Here is a 20,810-nt window from a genome sequence, read left to right as displayed (position 1 = left end):
GGAGCGATCGTCTGCCGAACCGGTAACTCCGAGTCTTCGTCAAACCACGTTCCGTGGTTATGGGTCCTGGCTTTCGCCAGGACGACGGAGCGTGGTGCGACTGCGGAGATCTTGCCGCAACTATCTTCCTGTCTTCCACGCAGCCGTCACCGCGGAGATCTCCGCCACCTCCGGCTCGCGCACCACCGACGGCGTGCGCGAGAAGCGGGGCGCCGGTGCGGGCTGCTTCACGCCGTGGCGCTCGATGAAGACCTCGCGGGCGACCATGTGCGGATGCGCGGTCGCTTCCGACATGGTCAGCACCGGCGCGAAGCAGATGTCGGTGCCTTCCATGATCTTGCACCAGTCCTCGCGCGTCTTGCTCTTGAACACGGCCTTCAGCTTCTCCTTCAGCGCAGGCCAGACCTTGGGGTCCATCTGCGCGTCGAAATCGGCGTCGGTCAGGCCGGCATGCTCGCGCAGCAGCGCGTAGAACTGCGGCTCGATCGAGCCGATCGAAACGAAATGGCCGCAGGCGCATTCGTAGACGCCGTAGAAATGCGCGCCGCCGTCCAGAAAATTTCGGTTGCGGCCCTCGGTCCAGCGGCCCAGCGTCTTCATGTCGAAGAAGAACGACATCAGCGATGCCGCGCCGTCGCACATCGCGGCGTCGACCACCTGGCCCTTGCCGGACCTTGATGCTTCCAGCAATGCGGCGAGCACGCCGACGACGAGATAGAGCGCGCCGCCGCCGAAATCGCCGACCAGATTGAGCGGCGGCACCGGCGCTTCATTGGTGCCGATCGCGGCGAGCGCGCCGGTGATGGAGATATAGTTGATGTCGTGGCCGGCCGCATTGGCAAGCGGGCCTTGCTGGCCCCACCCGGTCATGCGGCCGTAGACGAGTTTCGGGTTGCGCGCGAGCACGACGTCGGGGCCGAGCCCGAGCCGCTCCATCACGCCGGGACGAAAGCCTTCGACCAGCGCGTCGGCGCCGGCGAGCAGGTCGAGCACCTGCGCGATCGCCGCCTTGTCCTTGAGGTCGAGCTCGACCAGCTTGCGGCCGCGGCCCGCCACCGACTTCATGCTCTTCTTCGCGCCGACGCGGTCGAGCGTGACGATTTCGGCGCCCATATCGGCCAGCATCATGCAGGCGAACGGGCCGGGGCCGATACCGGCGAATTCGACGACGCGGAAGCCCGACAGCGGGCCGGAAGTGCGGACGGACGAGTTCTGGGCGGGTTTATCGAGCACGTTGTTGTTTCCTCGGGCCGCGGGCGGATGGCCGGTGATGCGGCAATCGGCTCGGGCATTCCTCTCTGGGGCGAGTTAATTGGCTGATTAACTCTTCTCGCCTTCATGCCAGCGAGGCAAGCGCTTTTCATGCATGGGCGCATCAAAAAAGCGGCGCGCATTGCTGCGCGCCGCGGAAGATTTGTGTTGAGTCGCTAGGCCGCGATGTCAGCCGGCGGCCGTCACCGCGCGCTGCGCCATCACCTTGACGAGGTTGGCGCGGTACTCGGCCGAGCCGTGGATGTCGGCCAGCAACCCGCTTGCGGGAATGCTGATGCTGTCGAGCGCCGACGGCGACCAGTTCGCCTTCAGCGCGGCCTCGATCGCACCAACCCGCATCACGCCGCTCTGCGAAGCGCCGGTCGCGGCCACGCAGACCTCGCCCGACTTCGTCTGCGCGACAAAGACGGCGGTCAGCGCGAAACGCGAAGCCGGATGCCGCATCTTGGAATAGCCCGCTTTCGCCGGAACCGGGAACGACACGGCGGTGATGATCTCGCCGTCTTCAAGCGCCGTCGTGAACAGGCCCTTGAAGAAGTCTTGCGCCGGGATCGATCGCTTGTTGGTCTTCACGGTGGCCCCGAGTGCGAGCAGCGCGGCCGGGTAGTCCGCGGCCGGATCGTTGTTGGCGATCGAGCCGCCGATCGTGCCGCGGTAGCGCACCGCGGGGTCGCCGATCAGCGATGCCAGATAGGCGAGCGCGGGGATCGCCTTCTTCGCGGTATCGCTGGTCGCGACGTCGTAATGCGGCGTGGCGGCCTTGATGGTCAGCGTGTCGCCGGAGGCCTCGACGCCGATCAGTTCCTTGATTTTGGAGAGATCGACGACGTCCGAGGGGCTGGCGAGCCGCTGCTTCATCACCGGCAGCAGCGTCTGGCCGCCGGCGAGGAATTTCGCCTCGCTGGCTTTGCCGAACAGGCTGGCGGCTTCGTCGACCGAGGAAGCGCGATGATAGGTGGTCTGGTACATCTTCGTTCCTCCCTCTTAAGCCGCGTGGATCGTGCGCCACACCCGGTCAGGGGTCGCGGGCATTTCCAGATTGTTCTTGCCGATCGCATCCGTGATCGCGTTGATCACGGCCGCGGAGGCGCCGATCGCGCCGGCCTCACCGCAACCTTTGATGCCCAGGGGATTGCCGGGGCACAGCGTCGTGGTGTGGGAGAGGTTGAAGGAGGGGACATCGTCGGCGCGCGGCATGGCGTAGTCCATGAACGAGGCCGTGACCGGCTGGCCGTTGGCATCGTAGATCGCGTGCTCCAGCAGCGCCTGCCCGATGCCTTGAACAAGGCCGCCATGGACCTGGCCCTCCACGATCATCGGGTTGATCAGCCGGCCGAAATCGTCGGCCGCGACGAAGTTGACGAAGGAGGTCTTGCCGGTGCCGGGATCGACCTCGAGCTCGCAGATATAGGTGCCGGCCGGGAAGGTGAAGTTGGAGGGGTCGTAGAAGGCGCTTTCCTTCAGGCCCGGCTCCATCCCGTCAGGCAGGTTGTGCGCGGTATAGGCCGCGAGCGCGACCATCGGCAGCGCAATCGCCTTGTCGGTGCCCGTCACCTTGAACTCGCCGTTCTCGATGACGATGTCGGCTTCCGAGGCTTCCAGCGCATGCGCGGCGATCTTCTTGGCCTTGGACTCCATCTTCTCCATGGCTTTGAGGATCGCGGTGAGACCGACGGCTGCCGAGCGCGAGCCGTAGGTGCCCATGCCGAACTGCACCTTGTCGGTGTCGCCATGGACGATCGAGACCTGGCTGATGGGAACGCCGAGGCGATCCGCGACCAGCTGGCAGAACGTGGTCTCGTGGCCCTGGCCGTGGCTGTGCGAGCCCGTGAGGATCTCGATGGTGCCGACCGGATTGACGCGCACCTCCGCAGATTCCCACAGACCGACGCCGGCACCCAGGCTGCCGACGGCCTTGGACGGCGCGATGCCGCAGGCTTCGATGTAGCAGGACACGCCGATGCCGCGCAGCTTGCCTTGCGACTTCGCCTGCGCCTTGCGGGCAGCGAAGCCGGCATAGTCGATCGCCTTCATCGCCGCGTCGAGCGAGGCATTAAAGTCACCGGTGTCATAGGCCATGATCACCGGCGTCTGGTGCGGGAACTGGGTGATGAAGTTGCTCCGGCGCAACTGGGCCGGATCGACCTTGAGCTGCCGCGCGGCCGTCTCCATCAGACGTTCGATCAGGTAGCTCGCCTCGGGGCGGCCCGCGCCGCGATAGGCGTCGACCGGCGTGGTGTTGGTGTAGACGCCGACAACCTCGGCATGGATTGCCGGGATGTTGTACTGGCCCGACAGCAGCGTCGCGTAGAGATAGGTCGGCACCGACGACGAGAACAGCGACATGTAGGCGCCGAAATTCGCGTAGGTCTTCACCTTCAGCCCGGTGATCTTGTTGTTGGCGTCGAACGCCATCTCGGCATGGGTGACGTGGTCACGGCCATGCGCGTCGGTGAGGAAGGCCTCGGTGCGGTCGCCGGTCCATTTCACCGGGCGGCCGACCTTCTTCGAGGCCCACAGCGCCACCATCTCTTCCGGATAGATGAAGATCTTCGAGCCGAAGCCGCCGCCGACGTCCGGGGCGATCACGCGCAGCTTGTGCTCGGGCGCGATGTTGTAGAACGCCGACAGCACCAGGCGGGCGACGTGCGGGTTCTGCGAGGTCGTATAGAGCGTGAAGTGCTCTTCCGCCGCGTCGTAGTCGGCGATTGCCGCGCGCGGCTCCATCGCGTTCGGGGCCAGGCGGTTGTTGGTGACGTCGAGCTTGACGACGTTGGCAGCCTTGGCGAAGGCGGCATCGGTCGCGCCCTCGTCGCCGATCACCCAGTCATAGACCTGGTTGCCGGGAGCCTCGGGGTGAAGCTGCGGTGCGCCGGCCTTGATCGCGGCGTGAACGTCGGCGACGGCCGGGAGCTCTTCATAATCCACGACGACCGCCTCGGCCGCGTCGCGCGCCAGATTCTTGCTGTCGGCGATCACGACCGCGACGGCCTGACCGACGAAGCGCACCGTCTCCGGCGCCATCGCCGGCCATGCGCCCATCTTCATCGGGCTGCCGTCCTTGGAGGTGATGGCCCAGCCGCAGATGAGGTTGCCGACCTTGTCGTCGACGAGTTGTTGTCCGGTGAGCACCGCGACCACGCCCGGCATCTTCAGCGCCGCGGATGAATCGATCGCCTTCACCTTGGCGTGCGCGTGCGGGCTGCGGATGAAATGGGCATGGGTCATGCCCAGCAATTTGATGTCGTCGACGTACCGGCCCTTGCCGGTAATGAAACGCTTGTCTTCCTTGCGCACGACGCGCGCGCCGATGCCTTCAACACCCATGTCTGGTCCTCCCGACCGGAATTGTTTCGACTGCGCTTTCCCTCGAAAGCGGCAGCGGTGGTTCTTGATTCGAGGCGCGCCGCCTTACTCGGCCGCCTGCGAGACCTTCATGCGTCCGGCTGCATCCAGCACGGCCTTGACGATGTTGTGATAGCCGGTGCAGCGGCAGATATTGCCTTCGAGCTCGTGACGGACGGTCGCCTCGTCGAGCTGGCCGCCGTGGCGATGGACGATGTCGATCGCCGACATGATCATGCCGGGGGTGCAATAGCCGCATTGCAGGCCATGATTGTCGCGGAAGGCGGCTTGCATCGGATGCAGCTCGTCGCCCTTCGCAATCCCTTCGATGGTGGTGACACTGGCGCCGTCAGCCTGACCTGCCAGCATGGTGCAGGATTTCACCGCCCTGCCGTCCATATGGACGACGCAGGCACCGCACTGGCTGGTGTCGCAGCCGACATGCGTTCCGGTGAGGTTGAGGTGATCGCGCAAGACGTGGACCAGCAGCGTGCGGTCCTCGACGTCGACGGCAACGGCCTTGCCGTTCACCGTCAGTTTGACTGTAGACACAGAGAGTACCTCCCGAATGTTTGTAGTTATTCCAATTAGAGACAGCGCGAACGGAACTTTGCAACTGGGATTTTAGGGACCATGCGTCATGGAAAGGTCATCGTGGCGGCTGCCGCTGATCTGCGATTCGGTCACGATGTTCCGTGCCGCCGCCGATGTGTGGCGCGGCCTCGCAGGGAGCTTTCAAAAAGGTGTCCGCTACGTCTGTGACGGCGTACGCGCGATCGCCATCGCGCGAAGCGCTTGCCTGGTCGCGTCTCGTGCCTCGCCCGCCCGCGCGTCGGTTTCTCCCTCAAATGCCTTGTTCGTTGCGCGAATAGGAGCACGCGTCCATGCCGTTGTAATCGCGATCTTGGTAGTAGGCTTTGGCGACTTAAGTCATTGATTTTACTTGCGGCAATGCAGCGAAGCCGACTCCGGCCGGAGTGTGGAACGAACCATCGGAGTCGCAACACTCGGACGTCATTTCGAGGTCCGCGCGGAGCGAGGGCGCCTGGAATCCATCGAGCGGCAGAGTTGGTGGATGAATGGATTCTCAGATGCGCAATTGCGCATCATGGCTCGCGACGGAGCCTGTCATTGGGCCGCGCTTCGCGCGGACCCGTTGGTCGCGCTCCGGAATGACATCGAAGGAATGAGCCGCCGCAAAGCAGGACTAGTACTTACTGGCGATTGATTGCAGCCGCGTGCCACCTTAGTCGGCCCTGACAAGCAACAGCGAAGGGGTGGAAACAATGCAGATGAACGACAGCCAGCGCATCCCGGCGTCGAAAGAGACAGTGTGGGCCGCGCTCAACGATCCCGAGATCCTCAGGCGCTGCATTCCCGGCTGCCAATCGCTCGAGATGTCATCGCCGACGGAGATGGTTGCGACCGTGGTGCTGAAGGTCGGACCGGTGAAGGCGACGTTCAGCGGCAAGGTGACGCTGACCGATATCGAAGCACCCAACGGCTACCGCATCATCGGTGAAGGCGCCGGCGGCGTCGCGGGCTTCGCCAAGGGCGGCGCGACGGTGAGGCTGGAAGAAGAATCTCCTGGCGTCACCATCCTGCACTACCAGGCAGATGCGCAGATCGGCGGCAAGCTCGCGCAGCTCGGCTCGCGGCTGATCGATTCGACGTCGCGCAAGCTGGCTGCGAATTTCTTCGAAAGCTTCGCAGCCGTGGTAGCGCCATCATCCTGATCGCTGCCCCCGGCCAGAGCGAGTCCGGAGCGGGACCTGTCGGGCCGCGGCACCGTGCTGTCCAAACTCGATCGTCCGTTTCGAGCTTAAAAATAAGGCCAAGACGCAAGCGTCGACAACGGGATGAGCAACGAAAGCTGCCACTGATTATCACTACTACCTTCCGCCTATACTAAGCGCGCGGCAGCGATGTTGTAATTCCGAACGATGGTTCGCAGACGAACTGCGTATCATGGGCGCATCGCGCTCGAGCGCTCAACGCGGCGCATACAACAAACATCGGAGGGAATACATGACCTTTGGAACGAAGGGCTTCTTGGCTGGCATTTCGATGATTGCGATGCTGGCCGCCGCGACATCCACCGTCCGCGCCAACGACTCCCTGATCAAGGCGCAATCCGACTCGAACCAGTGGGCCGTCGCCGGTCACGACTACGGCAACACGCGCTTCAGCCCGCTCAAGCAGATCAACACCGAGAATGCGGGCAAGCTGACGCTGGCTTATTCGTTCTCGCTGGCCTCGCTCCGCTCGAACGAATCGTCGCCGATCGTCGTCGGCAACACGCTCTACGTTTCGAGCTCCTGGGGTCCGAAATACGTCTACGCGCTCGACGCCGCCACCGGCGCGCGCAAATGGACTTACGAGCCCGATATTCCCGATGACGTGCTGCAATTCGCCTGCTGCGACGTGAACAGCCGCGGCGTCTCCTATGCCGACGGCAAGATTTTCGTCGGCCGCCTCGACGGCAAGCTGACGGCGCTCGATGCCGCGACCGGCAAGTCGCTGTGGACGACGAAGGTGGTCGACTACAAGCAGGGCTCGGTCATCACCTCGCCGCCGCTCGTCGTGCGCGACAAGGTCATCACCGGCTTCGGCGGCGGCGAGTACGGTGTGCGCGGCTCGTTGCAGGCCTTCGACATCAACACCGGCAAGCAGCTATGGCAGACCTTCACCGTTCCCACGCCGGAAGAGCCCGGCGGCGACAGCTGGAAGGGCGATACCGCCCAGCATGGCGGCGGCGCGGCCTGGTTGGTCGGCTCCTACGATCCGAAGAGTGACACGGTCTATTGGGGCACCAGCAATCCCGGTCCGTGGAACACCGCGGTGCGTTCGACCGGCGACGGCAATTTCGGCAAGCTGACCAACCTCTACACGGCCTCGACGCTCGCGCTCGATCCGAACACGGGCAAGATCAAGTGGCACATTCAGACGACGCCGGCGGACGCCTGGGACTATGATGGCGTCAACGAAGCCGTGCTCGCCGACCTCAAGATCGGCGGCAGCACCGTTCCGGCGCTGATGAAGGCGGATCGCAACGGCTACTTCTTCGTCGCAAACCGCGAGACCGGCAAGGTCCTCTCGGCGGAGAAATACGTGTTCTCCAACTGGGCCAAGAAGTGGGACGTCAACACCATGCGGGCGGAAGAGGATCCGGACAAGCGTCCCGGCCCCAACCATCCCGCCAAGGACATCTGCCCGAACCTGATCGGCGGCAAGAACTGGCAGCCGATGTCGTTCAACCCGCAGACCGGCCTCGTCTACATCCCGTCGAACAATGTCTGCATGGACTGGTCCGTCTCGGACGTCGCCTACAAGCGCGGCGTGTTCTATCTCGGCGCTGAATTCCCGACCAAGGAAGGCCCCGGCGGCTTCCTCGGTGAACTCGTGGCCTGGGATCCGGTGGCGCAGAAGAAGGTCTGGTCGATCAAGGAAGACCTGCCGTTCAACGGCGGCACGCTGACCACCGGCGGTGGCCTTGTGTTTGCCGGCAACATTCATGGCGACTTCCGCGCCATCGATGCGAAGTCCGGCAAGGTGCTGTGGAGCAAGAATCTCGGCTCCGGTATCGGCGCGGGACCTGTGACCTATCAGGTCGACGGCAAGCAATATGTCGCCATCGTCGTCGGCCGCACGGCTTCGCTTCCTGCGTTCCTGGGCGAGGTAGGCAAGAAGATGACGGCCGCTGCACCCGAGGGCGGTTCCCTCTTCGTGTTCTCCGTCCAGTGACCACTCGCGCGCGTATCCTCGAGGTGACGGATACGCGCGCGCTTTTTCCCGACGACAATTGCGGCATCGGCCGATGCCTTGTGCCGCAACCATTGGCCCGACACAGCTCTGGCCCAGCAAAGCTATGGGAGACGAGGATGCGTCCGAATCATTCCGGCCTTGATCATTCCGGCCTCGATTATTCCGGTCTTGGCACGAGCCGACATCGCGCCATCTCGGGCCTGCTCGCATGTGTCGCCGCGGCGTCGATCGTCTCGGCCTCGCCGTTGCGCGCGGACGACGTGCAGCCGTTCCGTCTTTGCGCCGATCCGACCAATCTGCCGTTCTCGAGCGATAGCCCGTCGCAGCCGGGGTTTTATGTCGAGATCGGGCAGGCGCTGGCGCAGGCGCTCGGCCGGCCGATCGCCTATGATTGGTACAAATCCTATTTCGGCAAGCGGACTGTGCGCGTCACGCTGCTCGGCAAGCAATGCGACGCCATGATCGGACTGCCGCGTTCCGAGGATTTCATGGGCCCGGCCGTGATCTTCTCCAACACTTTCGCAAAGGAGGGCTATGCCCTGGTGGCGGCGAAGGGACAGGCGATCGGCGGCGTCGACGGCCTAAAAGGCAAGCGCGTCGCGGTGCAGTTCGCCAGCACGCCGCAAAACCTGCTCGCCAGCCGTGACGATATCCAGAAGGTGACCGTGCTGTCGCCGGAGGAAGGCATGCGGGCGCTTGATCAGGGCAAGGCTGATGTCGCCTTCATCTGGGGACCTGTCGCCGGCTGGCTGAACAAGACCAGCTACAACGATCGCTATCAGATTCAGCTGACCGAGGGCGAAGGCCTGTCATGGGACGCCGCCATCGGCTTTGCCAAGACATCCACCGAGCTCCGTGATCGTGTCGATGCCGTCTTGCCGCAGCTTCAGAAGACGATCGGCGAGCTCGCGGTAAAGTACGGCTTGCCGACCGGGCAGCCGGTGCGCTTCGGCGCGGCCCAGGCGGGGCCGGCGGGAACGACGACGGGGACGGGAACCGGGGCCGGAGTGATCCAGGTCGCCAACGTGGTGGCGACCGAGTCCAAGGGCGATGCGTCTGTGCCGAATGCGGAGACCGTCGGCGCAGGCAAGGAGATCTTCAACGGCACCTGCGCGCATTGTCATGGTCCCGACGCCATCCAGAGCGAGCGGAAGATCGACCTCCGGCTCCTGCGCCACCGCTACGGCGACGACATGCGCGATACGTTCTGGAAGACCGTGCACGAAGGCCGGCCATCCAAGGGCATGCCGCCCTGGAAGGACGTGTTCACCGACGAGCAGTTCGACAGCATTTATTCCTTCCTGCTGACCGTTCAGGCCGAATCGAACGACTGAATGGCCTTGACCGGACGGAGGCGGCGAGATGTGCTAACGTCCATCCGCCATCCTCCCGATGCCGGACCGGCGCAGGATCGATGCGCTGCTGCCGCTGATGCGGTTCAGATGCGGTGGATTCACTTGGAAGGCGCCATGGCCAGCTTCCTGATCATCGATGATCATCCGCTGTTTCGCGAGGCGCTCGGCAATGCCGTGCGGCTGGCCTTGCCTGAGGCGCGGATCCTCGAGGCGATGTCGATCGAGGATGCCCTGCATACCCTCTCGGCCGAGCAGGGAATTGACCTCGCGCTGCTCGACCTCTCGCTGCCGGATGCGACCGGTTTCTCCGGCTTTCTGCGCCTGCGCGAGGCCTATCCACGCCTGCCCGTCGCCATCGTATCGAGCGAAGAGGACCAGCGCGTGGTCGGCGAGGCGCTGGCGCTGGGCGCCGCCGGGTATCTGCCCAAGTCGACATCGAAGCGTGAGCTGGCACAGTCGATCGAAGGCGTGTTGAGCGGGTCGGTGTCGGTCCCGAAGGATTTTGTGGCGGCGCCGCAGCGGCGGCGGGCCGACGCCAGCAGGGCTCTCGAGGTCAAGCTGCGCGAGCTGACGCCGCAGCAGCTTCGCGTGCTCGACCTCCTGCGCCGCGGCTATCCGAACCGGCAGATCGCCCAGGAGCTTCGGCTCGCGGAATCCACGGTGAAGGCGCACATCACCGAGATTCTGCGCAAGCTCGGTCTGTTCAGCCGCAACAAGGCGATCATCGCGGTCGGCAAGATGGATCTGCCCGATCCGCGGGGCCGGCTCAATGCGCGCCCCGATCGCGGGAGGTCGTCGTGATGGGCGGTGTCGTTTTTGATATGGATCAAGCCGGCCTGACCGGGTGGGGACATTCTCGGCTCAGGCAATTCAACGTCGATCCCGGCGACGTCCCGGGCTTTGGCCAGATCTTCAGAGCGGCTCACGCGCGATGCGATTTCTGATTGTCGAAGACCATCCGCTGTTTCGCGAGGCGCTCGAGGGCGCGCTGCGGATGGTGGAGCCTGCGGCCGAGATCCTTCAGGCGGTTTCGATCGACGACGCGATCGAGCAGGTCGCCGGGACGCCGGAGCTCGACCTCATCCTGCTCGATCTGTCGATGCCGGGCACGACGGGCCTTTCGGGCATCATACGCATCCGCAAGACGTTTCCCAGGATTCCCGTCGTCATCGTATCGGGGCATCAGGACCAGCAGATCATCTCCGGTGCGCTGTCGCTTGGCGTGTCCGGCTACATCCTCAAATCATCATCCAAGCAGACATTGGCGCAGTCGATCGGCGAGGTGCTGCGCGGGTCGGTCTGTGTTCCCGCTGCTTATCATGGGCTGGTCCGACCGCCGCGCGCATCCGGTCCGGCGGAGGATCTCCTGAAGCGCCTGCACGACCTGACGCCGCAACAATTGCGCGTGCTCGACATGCTCAAGCGGGGACTGCAGAACAAGCAGATCGCCTATGAGCTGAAGATTTCGGAGACGACGGTGAAGGTCCACGTCTCCGATATCCTGCGCAAGCTCAACGTGCTGAGCCGCACCAAGGCGATCGTCGAAATGTCGAGGATCGATTTCGCGACGCTGGCAGCGGGGGGGACAGGCCCGAAGCGGGAGCCTTCGCAGGCCGATCCGCCATCCGGATAGCCGGGCGGCAGTCATCGGAACGAGGCGCGAACCTCGGCGATGGTCCCCTCCGGATTTTGGAGATGAGGGTAGTGTCCAATACCGGGGAGAAGCGCGAATTTGGCGCGTGGTGTCCTTTCGTCGCTGGTCGCCGTCACTTCACCAATGCGAGGAGCGGCTTGCCCTTTTCGACGATGTAGGTGGCGAGCTCGCTGCCGGTGACGCTGCCGACGTTCCTTGCCGCATGAACCGTTCCGGCCGGAATGAACAGGACGTCGCCGGCCTTCAGCGTGACCGGCGGCTTGTCCTCGATCTGGTACTCGAGCGAACCCGCGAGGACATAGATGATCTCTTCGCCGGGATGCGTGTGCTTGCCGAAGGCCACTCCGGGGGCGAGGTCGACGCGGACCTGGACGGCTTCGCGGCCGGGGACGGAGAGATCATGCCGCTGCAGATCGGTCCGAGTCACGCCCGCTTGCTGCGCCAGCGCCGCGGGCGCTGCCAGAACGCTCCCCGCGATCAGCGCCGCGATCGCCATGATCTTCATCTTCTTCACCTCAGTCGTGCTCATGTCGTGCTTCCTTGGTGTGAGCGGAACGTTCAGATCGATTTGCGCAGCGAGCGGAGGCCCGTGCGGACCTCCTCCGCAAAAAGCTGCGGTTGCTCCCAGGCCGCGAAGTGCCCGCCTTTGTCGACCCTGTTGTAGTGGATGAGCTTGTGGTAGGCGCGCTCGGTCCAGCTGCGCGGAGCCTGGTAGAGCTCGCCGGGAAAGACGCTCACGGCCGTGGGGATCGAGCTGTCGACCGCGTTGAGCGCGCTCACTCCCTTGTTCTCCCAATAGAAACGCGCCGCCGAGACCGCGGTGTTCGTCAGCCAATACAGCGTGATGTCGTCGAGGACGTCGTCGCGGGTCACGGCGCCGGCGGAATGCCCATTGACGGTGCGTCCGAGCACGGCCGAGGTGATCGCCGCGGCCGGCTGCGCATCACCGTCACCGTGGTCGAGAAACCAGGCGGCCAGGCCGACCGGCGAATCCGCCAATGCGTAGAGCGTCTGCGGCCGCGTCGCCATCATCGCGGCATAGGCAAAATGCTTGGCGCGAAATTCCTTCACCTGGTCGAAGGCGTGTTGCTCCTCGGCAGAGAGGCCAGAAGGGGTCTCACCGCTCTGCAGCACCTTGGTGATCTCCGGCGGAATCGTGCCGGGGAAGTTGGTGTGGATGCCCAGCAGCTCCGGCGGGGCCTGCGCAGCCATCGCATTGGAAATGAGTGCGCCGATGTCGCCGCCTTGCGCGACAAAGCGGGAATAGCCAAGGCGCTTCATCAGCTCGACCCATGCGCGCGCGACGCGAGGGGGTCCCCAGCCGCTGCTGGTCGGTTTGCCCGAAAACCCGTAGCCCGGAACCGACGGGATCACGACATGGAAGGCATCCGATGCGCTCGCGCCGTACCCTGTGGGATTGGTGAGCGGATCGATGATCTTCAACTGCTCGATGATCGAACCGGGCCAACCATGTGTGACGATGAGCGGCAACGCATTGTCGTGCTTCGAACGGACATGAATGAAGTGAATGTCCAGCCCGTCGATCTCGGTGATGAACTGCGGCAGGGCGTTCAGCTTTGCCTCGATCTTCCGCCAGTCGTAGTCCGTCGCCCAATAGCGGGCGAGGTCCTGAAGGATCGCTAGCTGCACGCCCTGCGATTCGTCGGTCACGGTTTCCCGCTCTGGCCACCGCGTCGCGTTGATGCGGCTGCGCAGGTCAATCAGCGCCGCCTGGGGAATGTCGATCCGGAAGGGGCGGATTTCATCAGGCGTGCCGGCCGGCGCCGGATGCGCGGGAAGAAGACTCGCGGCCGCCGCCGCGGCAAGTCCCATCCCGGCGGAACGCAAGAGCTGCCGGCGGTCCGGCTTGATGACTTCCAAGACTGAATGCGCACGCATCGGGAGACTCCCTCACTCGTTCAATTGGGTGACGTCGCGGCCGCAGGGCTCAGACCGGGAGCGGCTGGCCGGCCTGCTCGCGCGCGATGTAGTCGGCGTACCAGTCCGGCCAGTTCGCATCGTGCTGACCGCCGTTCCGCTTCTCGTGCTCGCCGTGTGCCACGGACGCACGTCGGAGCGCGCTCGCCAGTTCAGTCGAGGAGGTAAATGTCGTGCCTGCCGCATCAACGCGTCCCGGCAATCGCGAGGTCACCTCCTGGAACAGCCAGCCATTGCCGTCGGGATCCCTGAACGAAACGTAAGAGCGATAGCTGCCGCGTGCGGGATCCAGACCACGGATCCGACGTCGCCCGAACAGATAAGGCTCGTCCGGTCCGGTGTGCACGTCGCCTTCGGCGTGGAAGACCTCGCTGACCTCGATGCCGCGATCGCGCAGATCGTTGCGCGCGGCCTCGATGTCGGAGACGATCAGGTACAGGCCCTGGGCGGAGCCGGGGGTCGCCTCGGTGACGTTCTTGCCGAAGATGACGGAGGAGGGTGAGCCGGGCGGCGTGAACTGGATCACGCGGTAGTCGTCGGGCCCGGCGAAATCGGCATCGAGCCTCCATCCGAGTTTCGCGTAGAACGCCTTGGCGCGGTCGACGTCGGACACAGGGATGACGACGACCTCGAGCTTCATATCGGTCGCAGGGGTTGTGGTGGTGCTGGTTGAATTGGTGGCGGGCATGGCTCTCTCCTGAATTAGATCGTATCCGATTTATTCGTGTGCGCTACATAAAGGACTGCAGGGCGCCAATGTCAACCCTTCCGATTTAATCGGATACGATATATATGCATGCGGAACTTCACATATCCGTGTCGGAAAGGACGCCCCTTAATGAGCCTGAAGAGCAGTCCCAGGGCCGAATCCAGAGATCATTCAACGGCTAATGAGAAACAGGAACCTGCGGGCGAGCGGCGCCTCGCCGATTTCCTGTGCTTTGCGATCTATTCGGCCAACCTTGCCTATGGACGGGCCTACAAGCCGGGTCTCGACGAGCTTGGCCTGACCTACCCGCAATGGATCGCGATCGTGGCGCTGTGGGAGCAGGACGGCCAGACCGTGAGCGAACTCGGAAACAAGATGTTCCTGGAATCCAACACCCTGACGCCGATCCTGAAAAAGCTTGAGGCGATGGGCTATTTGCGCCGCCAGCGGGATCCTGCCGACGAGCGGCAGGTGCGCGTCAGCCTCACCGACGCCGGCCGACGCCTCCGCGAGAAGGGCATGCACATGAATCTCGTGAAGTCGAGCGGACTCAAGCCGGATGAATTCGCGCGGCTGCAGAAAAGCGTCGTCACGCTCCGCGACAATTTGATCAAGGCGATGGAAGAGGAGTGACAAGCCCAGCCTACTTTGCATGGGGTTGTTTTCGACATTTTTGTCTTGGCGATGCCCCGCCACTGCAAGCGGGGTGCACCTAGCTCAGCAGGAACGACAGCAGCGCCCGCATCTCGGCGGGCTTGATCGGCTTCTTCAGCACTTCGAGGCCGTGCCGGCTCGCTTCTTTCGCGGCCTTTTCGGAGTAGTCGGCGGTGATGATCATGGCCGGCGTGTCGAGCTTCAGATGCTGGCGAATGTCGGCGATCGCCGACAAGCCGCTCTCGCCGTGATCGAGATGGAGATCGGCGATGACGGCGTCCGGCGCGCCGCCGAGCTCGTTCAGGCGTGACAATGCGTCCGCGGTCGACCGCGTCGGCGCGACATCGCAGCCCCAGCCCTCCAGCAGGGCGGCCAAGGCCTCCGAGCCGTTCGGATCATTCTCGATCAGCAGGATCTTGGCGCCCTCGAGGCCGCCATAATGCTGCGCGGCCGGCTTGATCTCGTGAGCCTCGTCGCGGACCTCGGCGAGGTCTGCCGGCTCGAGCTCCAGGGAGAAGGTCGATCCCCTCCCGATCTGCGACGACAGCCGCACCTTGTGTCCGAGCTCGGTGGCGAAGCGCCGGACGATGGAAAGGCCCAGCCCGAAACCGGCTTGGTCGCCGGCGCTGGCCTCGCCGCGCTGGAATTCGCGGAAGATCGCCTCCTGCTGCGCCTGCGCGATGCCCGGCCCGGTGTCGGAGACCTGAACGCAGATGCGGTCGCCCCTCAGCCGGCATCCCATGACGACGCCGCCGCTGCGGGTGTATCGTATGGCATTGGCAAGCAGGTTCTGCAGGATCCGCCGCAGCATCATCGCATCCGACTTCACGGCCAGCTGCGAGGTGCGGATGCGCAAGGAAAGGTCCTGCCGCGCGACGATCGGCTCGAACTCGTTGCGGAGCTGCTCGAACAGGGGCGCCAGCGCGATCGGGTGTACGTCGGGCCTGAGTGCGCCGGCATCGAGCTTTGCGATCTCCAGCAGCGATCGCAGCAGGTCCTCCAGCATCACCAGCGAGCGGTCGGCCTGATCGATCAGCTGTCCCGCCTCCTGCGAGGCCATCATCTCGGTCAGTGCCGACAGCGTCAGGCGTGCCGCGTTGAGCGGCTGCAACAAATCATGGGTGACCGAGATCAGCACCGAAGACTTCAGCGAGCTCGCAGCCTCGGCTTGCCGCTTGGCGCGGTAAAGACCCTCATTGGCGCGCTCGATCGAATGCAGCGCCTCGCGCAACTGATGAGTCCGGTCGCGAACCTTGTGATCGAGCGCAATCGCGGTCTCGAACAGCGAGAAGGCGTTGAGCTGCTGGTCCATCGAGCGTTCGACGCGCGACATCAGCGCGGCATTGATCTTTTTCAGCTTTGCCGCTTCGCGCTGCAGCTGCTCGACGGTCTGAGGATCCTGCCAGCTCTCCGTCACGCCCGGCGCCTTCCGATCGCAACGCCCGTGAAGGTCTGGTTCACATGCATGGAGCCAAACTGTTCGCCGTAGGTGTGGAATCCGACGACGCGATTCTGCCGGTACAACTCGGACATGTCGCGGGCTAGCTGATGCTGCTCGGCGTCCAACCGGCGGAGCAGGCATTCGAAGCCGATATAGAGCGAGACGTCTCCGATCTGGTCGCGGATTTCGGCGAAGGTGTCGCGGGTCGATCCGACCAGGCTTCGCGATGACGCGGCGGTCAGCACCATGCCCTCATCGATGGCGCAGAAGAAATGCAGGGAGCCGTCCGGCTCGACCCGCTGGATCGATCGCGCGTAATAGGAGCCGCCGACGCGCACCAGGACGGGATGGGATGCGAAGGAGAACGGATCGAGCTTGGCATCCAAGATCCCGACCATGCGCGAATATTCCTCGGCGGCCGGCTCTGCATTCAGCTCCCTGACCGTTCGACTTTCGATGTCGGCCTCTGTGACCACCATCTTCTGCGCCCGCGGCTCGAAATTGTCGCATTTGAAGGCCCGGAACGGCAGGGACGTGCTCAGCAGGATCAGGAGCGCGGCATTGGTGTGCGCCTCACCGTCGAAGAACACCCAGGTCTTCTCGAAGCGCATTCCGTCGCCTGCGGATCCGCCGACCACCGGGATGTCGTCAAGCGAGGCATAGATCGCGGACATCACCGCCTCTTCGCGGCGGCACAGGCCGTCGATCAAGACCAAGCCGAACGGACTGCCGTGATCGATCTGCGGGGTCGCCCGCAGCAGCTCATGGCGGACCTCGCCGCCGATCCTGCGGCCGTCCTCCACCTGGAAGCTGTCGAGGTTGAGAATGGGCCGCACTGCGGCCGAGAAGTCGGCGCGGCCGAAGGCGAGGGCCACGACACTGTTCTCGTCCCAGCCGTCAGGGGCAAGCTCGCCCGCGGTGGTGCAGCCGCAGACTTGGGTCTCATCGAATTGTCGGGTGATCGCGGCGATGAAATGATGGGGGTCGTAGCGGGGGGAGAGGAAAACCAGGATCAGTGCCAGCTCGTCGGACGGAAGCTGGGCCGCAAGCTCGGCCACGGCCTCGTCGACGGTCGCCGCCTTCGATTTGGCAACGGCAACACCAGACGCACCGCCAAACCGAAACTCGGTTTGCCCCACTCCGTTTCTCCCTTGAGGATCCGCTTGGTCTAACGCCAGTTGCGTGATTATTGCCTAACAAATGCCGTAAGAATAAGGCGTTTTCCGGTTAGCCGCAACACGCGAGGTCGCAAGCGGCGGCACGGGCTTTCGCAGCAGGGCTCTCCACCGAAGATGCAGGTCGGACGAATTTACCGCCCTTTATTGATTCTGCCTTAGTTTTGCGCATTCCGGTCTGGGGGCGGGGCGCCTCCCGATTGCGGCTGAAGACTAAATGGGGGTTTGGGAATGTCCGGGCGTACCGCGTCGCCGTCTAAGCGCAGCATATTTCCGACCCTCCGGTTCCGCGCCAAGATCATCCTTGGTTTTGCCGCCGTGCTGGCGATCTCTGCCGGCAGCATGGCGTTCGCCTATTTCGGCTTCGAGCGAGTCTCATCCGGCGTCGGGTCCTATCGCAGCAGCGTCTCGGAGGCCGATCTTGCCCGCAATATCGACCGCGAGCTGCTTGGCTACCGCTCGGCCGTCAAATATTTCGTCGTTACCGGCAAGGAAGACGATGCCAAGGCGGCGCTCGACGCCGAGGCCAGCCTGAGGGGCGCCATCGATCAGGCGGTCAAGAGCGCCAAGACACCGGCGCGGCAGGACAGCCTCGACAAGCTCGCGAAGGAGTTCGCGAATTTCTCCGCGACCTTCGCCAAGGTCCTCCAGGCCAAGCGCGACAGCGCGCTGCTGGTGCAGAACCAGCTCTCGCGCCAGGCCAATCTCCTGAAATACAAGCTCGACGATATCGGCAACAACGCCTCCGATTCCGAGGCGCAGGCGATCGAGTTCGGTACCAAGCAGGTCAATGCCCAGTTCCAGACCGCAAGCGCGGCGGCGACCAATTTCGTGCTGACATCCGACCAGGCGATCGCGACCAGCGCGCTGGCACGGCTGAAATTCGTCGAGAACTCGCTCGGCGCGGTCTACTCCATGGACGACAAGATCGTCGCCGGCCTGAAGGACGCCAAGACGATCCTTGGCGCCTATCGCGAAGCGCTGGAGAAGCTGATCGCCAACGCCAAATTGGTCGATGAACTCGTCACCGAGATGAGCGGTTCGGCGGGCGCGATCCTTCGGGGCGCCTCCGCCATGAAGGCGGATCTGGTTGCCGAACAGCAGCGGCTGGATTCGGAATCGGCGGCGACCATCGGCAAGACCGAGCAACTGGTGCTGATGCTGGCCGTCGGCGGCACGCTGCTCGGCGCGGTCCTCGCCTTCCTGCTCGGCACCGGAATCTCCCGGCCGATGATCGCGATGTGCAAGGCGATGCGCGAGCTGGCCTCGGGCAATTTCGACGTCGTGCTGCCGGGCCTCGGCCGCAAGGACGAGATCGGCGAGATGGCCGGCGCGGTCGAGGAGTTCAAGGTTCAGGCGGTGGCCAAGGCCGAACGCGATGCCGCCGCGAGCGAGGCCCAGAATAAGGAGCAGGCAGCAAGCCGCCGCGGCGAGCTGATCCGCTTTGCCGATGATTTCGAGAGCGCGGTTGGCGCCATCGTGTCCAACGTCTCGGCCTCCGCCGTGCAGCTTGAATCCTCGGCCTCCACGCTGACCCGCACTGCCGAGACCACGCAGACCCTGTCGAGCCAGGTCGCCGGCGTCTCCGAGCTGGCCTCGAGCAACATGCAGTCGGTCGCCACCGCGACCGAGGAACTCTCCGCCTCGGTCGAAGAGATCGGCCGCCAGGTCCGCGACTCCAGCCGCATCGCCGAAGCCGCCGTTGTGCAGGCCAAGGAAACCGACGGCCGCATCGGAAAGCTGTCCCATGCCGCCCAGCAGATCGGCGAGGTCGTGAAGCTGATCACGGCAATCGCCGAGCAGACCAATCTTCTCGCGCTCAACGCCACCATCGAGGCGGCGCGTGCAGGTGACGCCGGCCGCGGTTTCGCGGTGGTCGCGAGCGAAGTGAAATCGCTGGCGAGCCAGACGGCGAAGGCAACGGACGAGATTTCCTCACACATCGCGGGCATGCAGGGCGCCACCGCCGAATCGGTCGCCGCGATCAAGGAGATTGGCGCGACCATCGGCCAGATCTCGTCGATCTCGACGTCGATTGCGAGCGCCGTCGAGCAGCAGGGCGCGGCGACGCAAGAGATTGCCCGCAGCGTCCAGAACGTCGCCCAGGGCACCCAGACCGCGGCAACCGACATCGGTCAGGTCAACCGCGGCGCCGCCGAAACCGGCTCGGCCTCCGAGGAGGTGCTGCACTCGGCCAAGACGCTGTCGTCCGAAAGCACGCGGCTGCGTGCCGAGCTCGATCGCTTCATGGCGAATATCCGGGCGGCGTAGGGGCCGCGTCACCTAACCGCAAGTTGCGACGCGGTAAATTTACCGCAGCTTATCCTTTGCCATTTACCGTGCAGAAGAGTCGGGGAGCGGGCTGCTCCCGGGCGGCGCCTGGTTTTCCGCGAATGGAATGGGGTGGGGGAATGTCCGTCAAGTCGAAGCCGAGCTCATCGAAGCTCGTCACCTTGCGTTTTCGTGCAAAGATCATCCTTGGCTTCGTGGCGGTGCTCGCCATCCTTGCCGTCAGCATGACGTTCGCCTATTTCGGCTTCGAGCGAATCGCGGGCGCCGTCGCCTCCTACCGGGCCAGCGTGGCTGAAGCAGACCTCGCGCGGACCATCGATCGCGAATTGATCGGCTATCAGGGACTGACCCGGGCTTACACGCTGACCGGCGCCGCTGACGACGAGGCCGCGGCCAAGGCGGCCGAAGAGAATCTGAAGGCGGCGATTGCGAAGTCGATGTCTGCCACAACGGGCGCGGCGCGACGAGAGGAGGTCGGCAAGCTCGAAGCCGAGTTCAAGCGCTTCACAAAGGTTTTCGGTGAGATCATCACGCTGACGCGTGAGAACAACAAGATCGCGACCGATGAGCTGAACAGCGTCGGCAACAAGATCCGCTTCAAGTTCGACGACCTCGCCGATACTGCGGCGCTCGCCGGCCTCGCATCGGTCCAGACCACAGCCAAGGACATCACCTCGCAATATCTTGCGGTCTCCACCTCGGTCAGTGCCTTCGTCGCCAAGCCGGAGCCGAAGACCGCCGACGGCGTGGTCGCCCGCATCAAGTTTCTGGAGACATTGCTGGTCTCGATCTACGCCAATGATCAGAAGATCACGGACCGTGTCACCGAGATCAGTAATTTGCTGAAGCAGTACCGCGCGTCCTTTGCAAAACTGTCGGAGAATGTGAAGGTCATCGTCAAGGCGAACGGCGAGATGACCAAGACGGCGGCATCCATCCTCAAGCTCTCGGGCGAATTGCGGTCCGACCTGTCGGCCGATCAGCAGCGTATCGAAGCGAGTGCGAATGCGACGATCGGGGAAACCGAGCGGTTGATGCTGATGCTGGCGCTGGGTGGTCTCGCAGTCGGCGCTGTGCTGGCGCTGATGCTCGGCAACGGCATCTCGCGGCCGATGATCGCGATGTGCAAGGCAATGCGCGAGCTGGCCTCGGGCAATTTCGACGTCGTGCTGCCGGGCCTCGGCCGCAAGGACGAGATCGGCGAGATGGC

General features: G+C 64.2%; 17 protein-coding genes and 1 pseudogene. 8 read left to right on the top strand and 10 right to left on the bottom strand.

Annotation, left to right across the window (positions count from 1 at the left end):
• Positions 1–120: 120 nt before the first annotated feature.
• The 4 genes from JQ587_RS33345 to JQ587_RS33330 form a co-directional block, all read right to left on the bottom strand.
• A complete protein-coding gene (locus JQ587_RS33345) occupies positions 121–1,233 on the bottom strand; it encodes a CaiB/BaiF CoA transferase family protein (protein WP_212428165.1) in 1,113 nt (370 codons plus the stop codon).
• A 207-nt stretch (positions 1,234–1,440) separates the two neighbouring features.
• Positions 1,441–2,241, bottom strand: coding sequence for an FAD binding domain-containing protein (locus JQ587_RS33340; RefSeq protein ID WP_212303632.1), 801 nt, complete (start codon positions 2,239–2,241; stop codon positions 1,441–1,443).
• A 15-nt stretch (positions 2,242–2,256) separates the two neighbouring features.
• The gene (locus tag JQ587_RS33335; RefSeq protein WP_212303631.1) at positions 2,257–4,599 is read right to left on the bottom strand and encodes a xanthine dehydrogenase family protein molybdopterin-binding subunit; all 2,343 of its coding nucleotides are present in this window, start codon (positions 4,597–4,599) and stop codon (positions 2,257–2,259) included.
• Between the two features lie 84 nt (positions 4,600–4,683).
• Positions 4,684–5,169: a (2Fe-2S)-binding protein gene (locus JQ587_RS33330; RefSeq protein ID WP_194479056.1), complete on the bottom strand. Its 486-nt coding sequence runs from the start codon at positions 5,167–5,169 to the stop codon at positions 4,684–4,686.
• 734 nt (positions 5,170–5,903) lie between these two features.
• Between JQ587_RS33330 and JQ587_RS33325 the strand changes: the two genes are divergently transcribed.
• From JQ587_RS33325 to JQ587_RS33305, 5 genes are all read left to right on the top strand, one after another.
• On the top strand, positions 5,904–6,353 hold the full coding sequence (locus JQ587_RS33325; RefSeq protein WP_212303630.1) for an SRPBCC family protein: 450 nt from the start codon (positions 5,904–5,906) through the stop codon (positions 6,351–6,353).
• A 292-nt stretch (positions 6,354–6,645) separates the two neighbouring features.
• Complete coding sequence (locus JQ587_RS33320; RefSeq protein WP_249149595.1) at positions 6,646–8,361, top strand: PQQ-dependent methanol/ethanol family dehydrogenase; 1,716 nt, start codon at positions 6,646–6,648, stop codon at positions 8,359–8,361.
• A gap of 137 nt (positions 8,362–8,498) precedes the next feature.
• On the top strand, positions 8,499–9,716 hold the full coding sequence (locus tag JQ587_RS33315; protein ID WP_212428164.1) for a c-type cytochrome: 1,218 nt from the start codon (positions 8,499–8,501) through the stop codon (positions 9,714–9,716).
• 135 nt (positions 9,717–9,851) lie between these two features.
• A complete protein-coding gene (locus JQ587_RS33310; protein ID WP_212303628.1) occupies positions 9,852–10,538 on the top strand; it encodes a response regulator in 687 nt (228 codons plus the stop codon).
• 130 nt (positions 10,539–10,668) lie between these two features.
• Entirely contained in the window at positions 10,669–11,370 is a 702-nt protein-coding gene (locus JQ587_RS33305; protein WP_212428163.1) for a response regulator, read from the top strand.
• Positions 11,371–11,381: 11 nt separating this feature from the next.
• Here the strand turns inward: JQ587_RS33305 and JQ587_RS37095 are convergent.
• From JQ587_RS37095 to JQ587_RS33290, 4 genes and pseudogenes are all read right to left on the bottom strand, one after another.
• A pseudogene (locus JQ587_RS37095) lies at positions 11,382–11,474 on the bottom strand (alpha/beta fold hydrolase); the annotation flags it as partial.
• A 29-nt stretch (positions 11,475–11,503) separates the two neighbouring features.
• Complete coding sequence (locus tag JQ587_RS33300) at positions 11,504–11,905, bottom strand: cupin domain-containing protein (RefSeq protein WP_212428210.1); 402 nt, start codon at positions 11,903–11,905, stop codon at positions 11,504–11,506.
• Positions 11,906–11,949: 44 nt separating this feature from the next.
• Positions 11,950–13,290: an epoxide hydrolase family protein gene (locus JQ587_RS33295; protein WP_212428162.1), complete on the bottom strand. Its 1,341-nt coding sequence runs from the start codon at positions 13,288–13,290 to the stop codon at positions 11,950–11,952.
• A 49-nt stretch (positions 13,291–13,339) separates the two neighbouring features.
• Positions 13,340–14,017 carry a VOC family protein gene (locus JQ587_RS33290; protein ID WP_212428161.1) on the bottom strand — a complete coding sequence of 226 codons (678 nt, stop codon included), beginning with the start codon at positions 14,015–14,017 and terminating at the stop codon, positions 13,340–13,342.
• A gap of 156 nt (positions 14,018–14,173) precedes the next feature.
• Between JQ587_RS33290 and JQ587_RS33285 the strand changes: the two genes are divergently transcribed.
• On the top strand, positions 14,174–14,671 hold the full coding sequence (locus JQ587_RS33285; RefSeq protein ID WP_433995286.1) for a MarR family winged helix-turn-helix transcriptional regulator: 498 nt from the start codon (positions 14,174–14,176) through the stop codon (positions 14,669–14,671).
• A gap of 79 nt (positions 14,672–14,750) precedes the next feature.
• Here the strand turns inward: JQ587_RS33285 and JQ587_RS33280 are convergent, their stop codons facing one another.
• Both JQ587_RS33280 and JQ587_RS33275 read right to left on the bottom strand, forming a co-directional pair.
• Positions 14,751–16,109 carry a hybrid sensor histidine kinase/response regulator gene (locus JQ587_RS33280; protein WP_212428160.1) on the bottom strand — a complete coding sequence of 453 codons (1,359 nt, stop codon included), beginning with the start codon at positions 16,107–16,109 and terminating at the stop codon, positions 14,751–14,753.
• Positions 16,106–17,272, bottom strand: a complete 1,167-nt coding sequence (locus tag JQ587_RS33275; RefSeq protein ID WP_212303622.1) for an FIST N-terminal domain-containing protein — start codon at positions 17,270–17,272, stop codon at positions 16,106–16,108. Before JQ587_RS33275 ends, JQ587_RS33280 begins: the two co-directional genes overlap by 4 nt.
• Before the next feature lie 267 nt (positions 17,273–17,539).
• On the opposite strand from JQ587_RS33275, the gene JQ587_RS33270 reads away from it, so the two are divergent.
• Positions 17,540–19,579: a methyl-accepting chemotaxis protein gene (locus tag JQ587_RS33270; RefSeq protein WP_212428159.1), complete on the top strand. Its 2,040-nt coding sequence runs from the start codon at positions 17,540–17,542 to the stop codon at positions 19,577–19,579.
• 140 nt (positions 19,580–19,719) lie between these two features.
• A partial coding sequence (locus JQ587_RS33265) for a HAMP domain-containing protein (RefSeq protein ID WP_212428158.1) occupies positions 19,720–20,810 on the top strand: 1,091 nt, incomplete at its 3' end.

The sequence above is a fragment of the Bradyrhizobium manausense genome, assembly GCF_018130615.1.
GTDB lineage: Bacteria > Pseudomonadota > Alphaproteobacteria > Rhizobiales > Xanthobacteraceae > Bradyrhizobium > Bradyrhizobium manausense_A.
The sequence above is the reverse complement of the archived record's forward strand: the minus strand, read 5'-3'. Positions and strand labels throughout refer to the sequence as shown.

Excerpts from the sequence above, each read along its gene's own strand:
- JQ587_RS33340 (WP_212303632.1), bottom strand. The coding sequence starts at position 2,241 with ATGTACCAGACCACCTATCATCGCGCTTCCTCGGTCGACGAAGCCGCC.
- JQ587_RS33335 (WP_212303631.1), bottom strand. The coding sequence starts at position 4,599 with ATGGGTGTTGAAGGCATCGGCGCGCGCGTCGTGCGCAAGGAAGACAAG.
- JQ587_RS33325 (WP_212303630.1), top strand. The coding sequence starts at position 5,904 with ATGCAGATGAACGACAGCCAGCGCATCCCGGCGTCGAAAGAGACAGTG.
- JQ587_RS33320 (WP_249149595.1), top strand. The coding sequence starts at position 6,646 with ATGACCTTTGGAACGAAGGGCTTCTTGGCTGGCATTTCGATGATTGCG.
- JQ587_RS33315 (WP_212428164.1), top strand. The coding sequence starts at position 8,499 with ATGCGTCCGAATCATTCCGGCCTTGATCATTCCGGCCTCGATTATTCC.
- JQ587_RS33310 (WP_212303628.1), top strand. The coding sequence starts at position 9,852 with ATGGCCAGCTTCCTGATCATCGATGATCATCCGCTGTTTCGCGAGGCG.
- JQ587_RS33305 (WP_212428163.1), top strand. The coding sequence starts at position 10,669 with ATGCGATTTCTGATTGTCGAAGACCATCCGCTGTTTCGCGAGGCGCTC.
- JQ587_RS33295 (WP_212428162.1), bottom strand. The coding sequence starts at position 13,290 with ATGCGTGCGCATTCAGTCTTGGAAGTCATCAAGCCGGACCGCCGGCAG.
- JQ587_RS33290 (WP_212428161.1), bottom strand. The coding sequence starts at position 14,017 with ATGCCCGCCACCAATTCAACCAGCACCACCACAACCCCTGCGACCGAT.
- JQ587_RS33270 (WP_212428159.1), top strand. The coding sequence starts at position 17,540 with ATGTCCGGGCGTACCGCGTCGCCGTCTAAGCGCAGCATATTTCCGACC.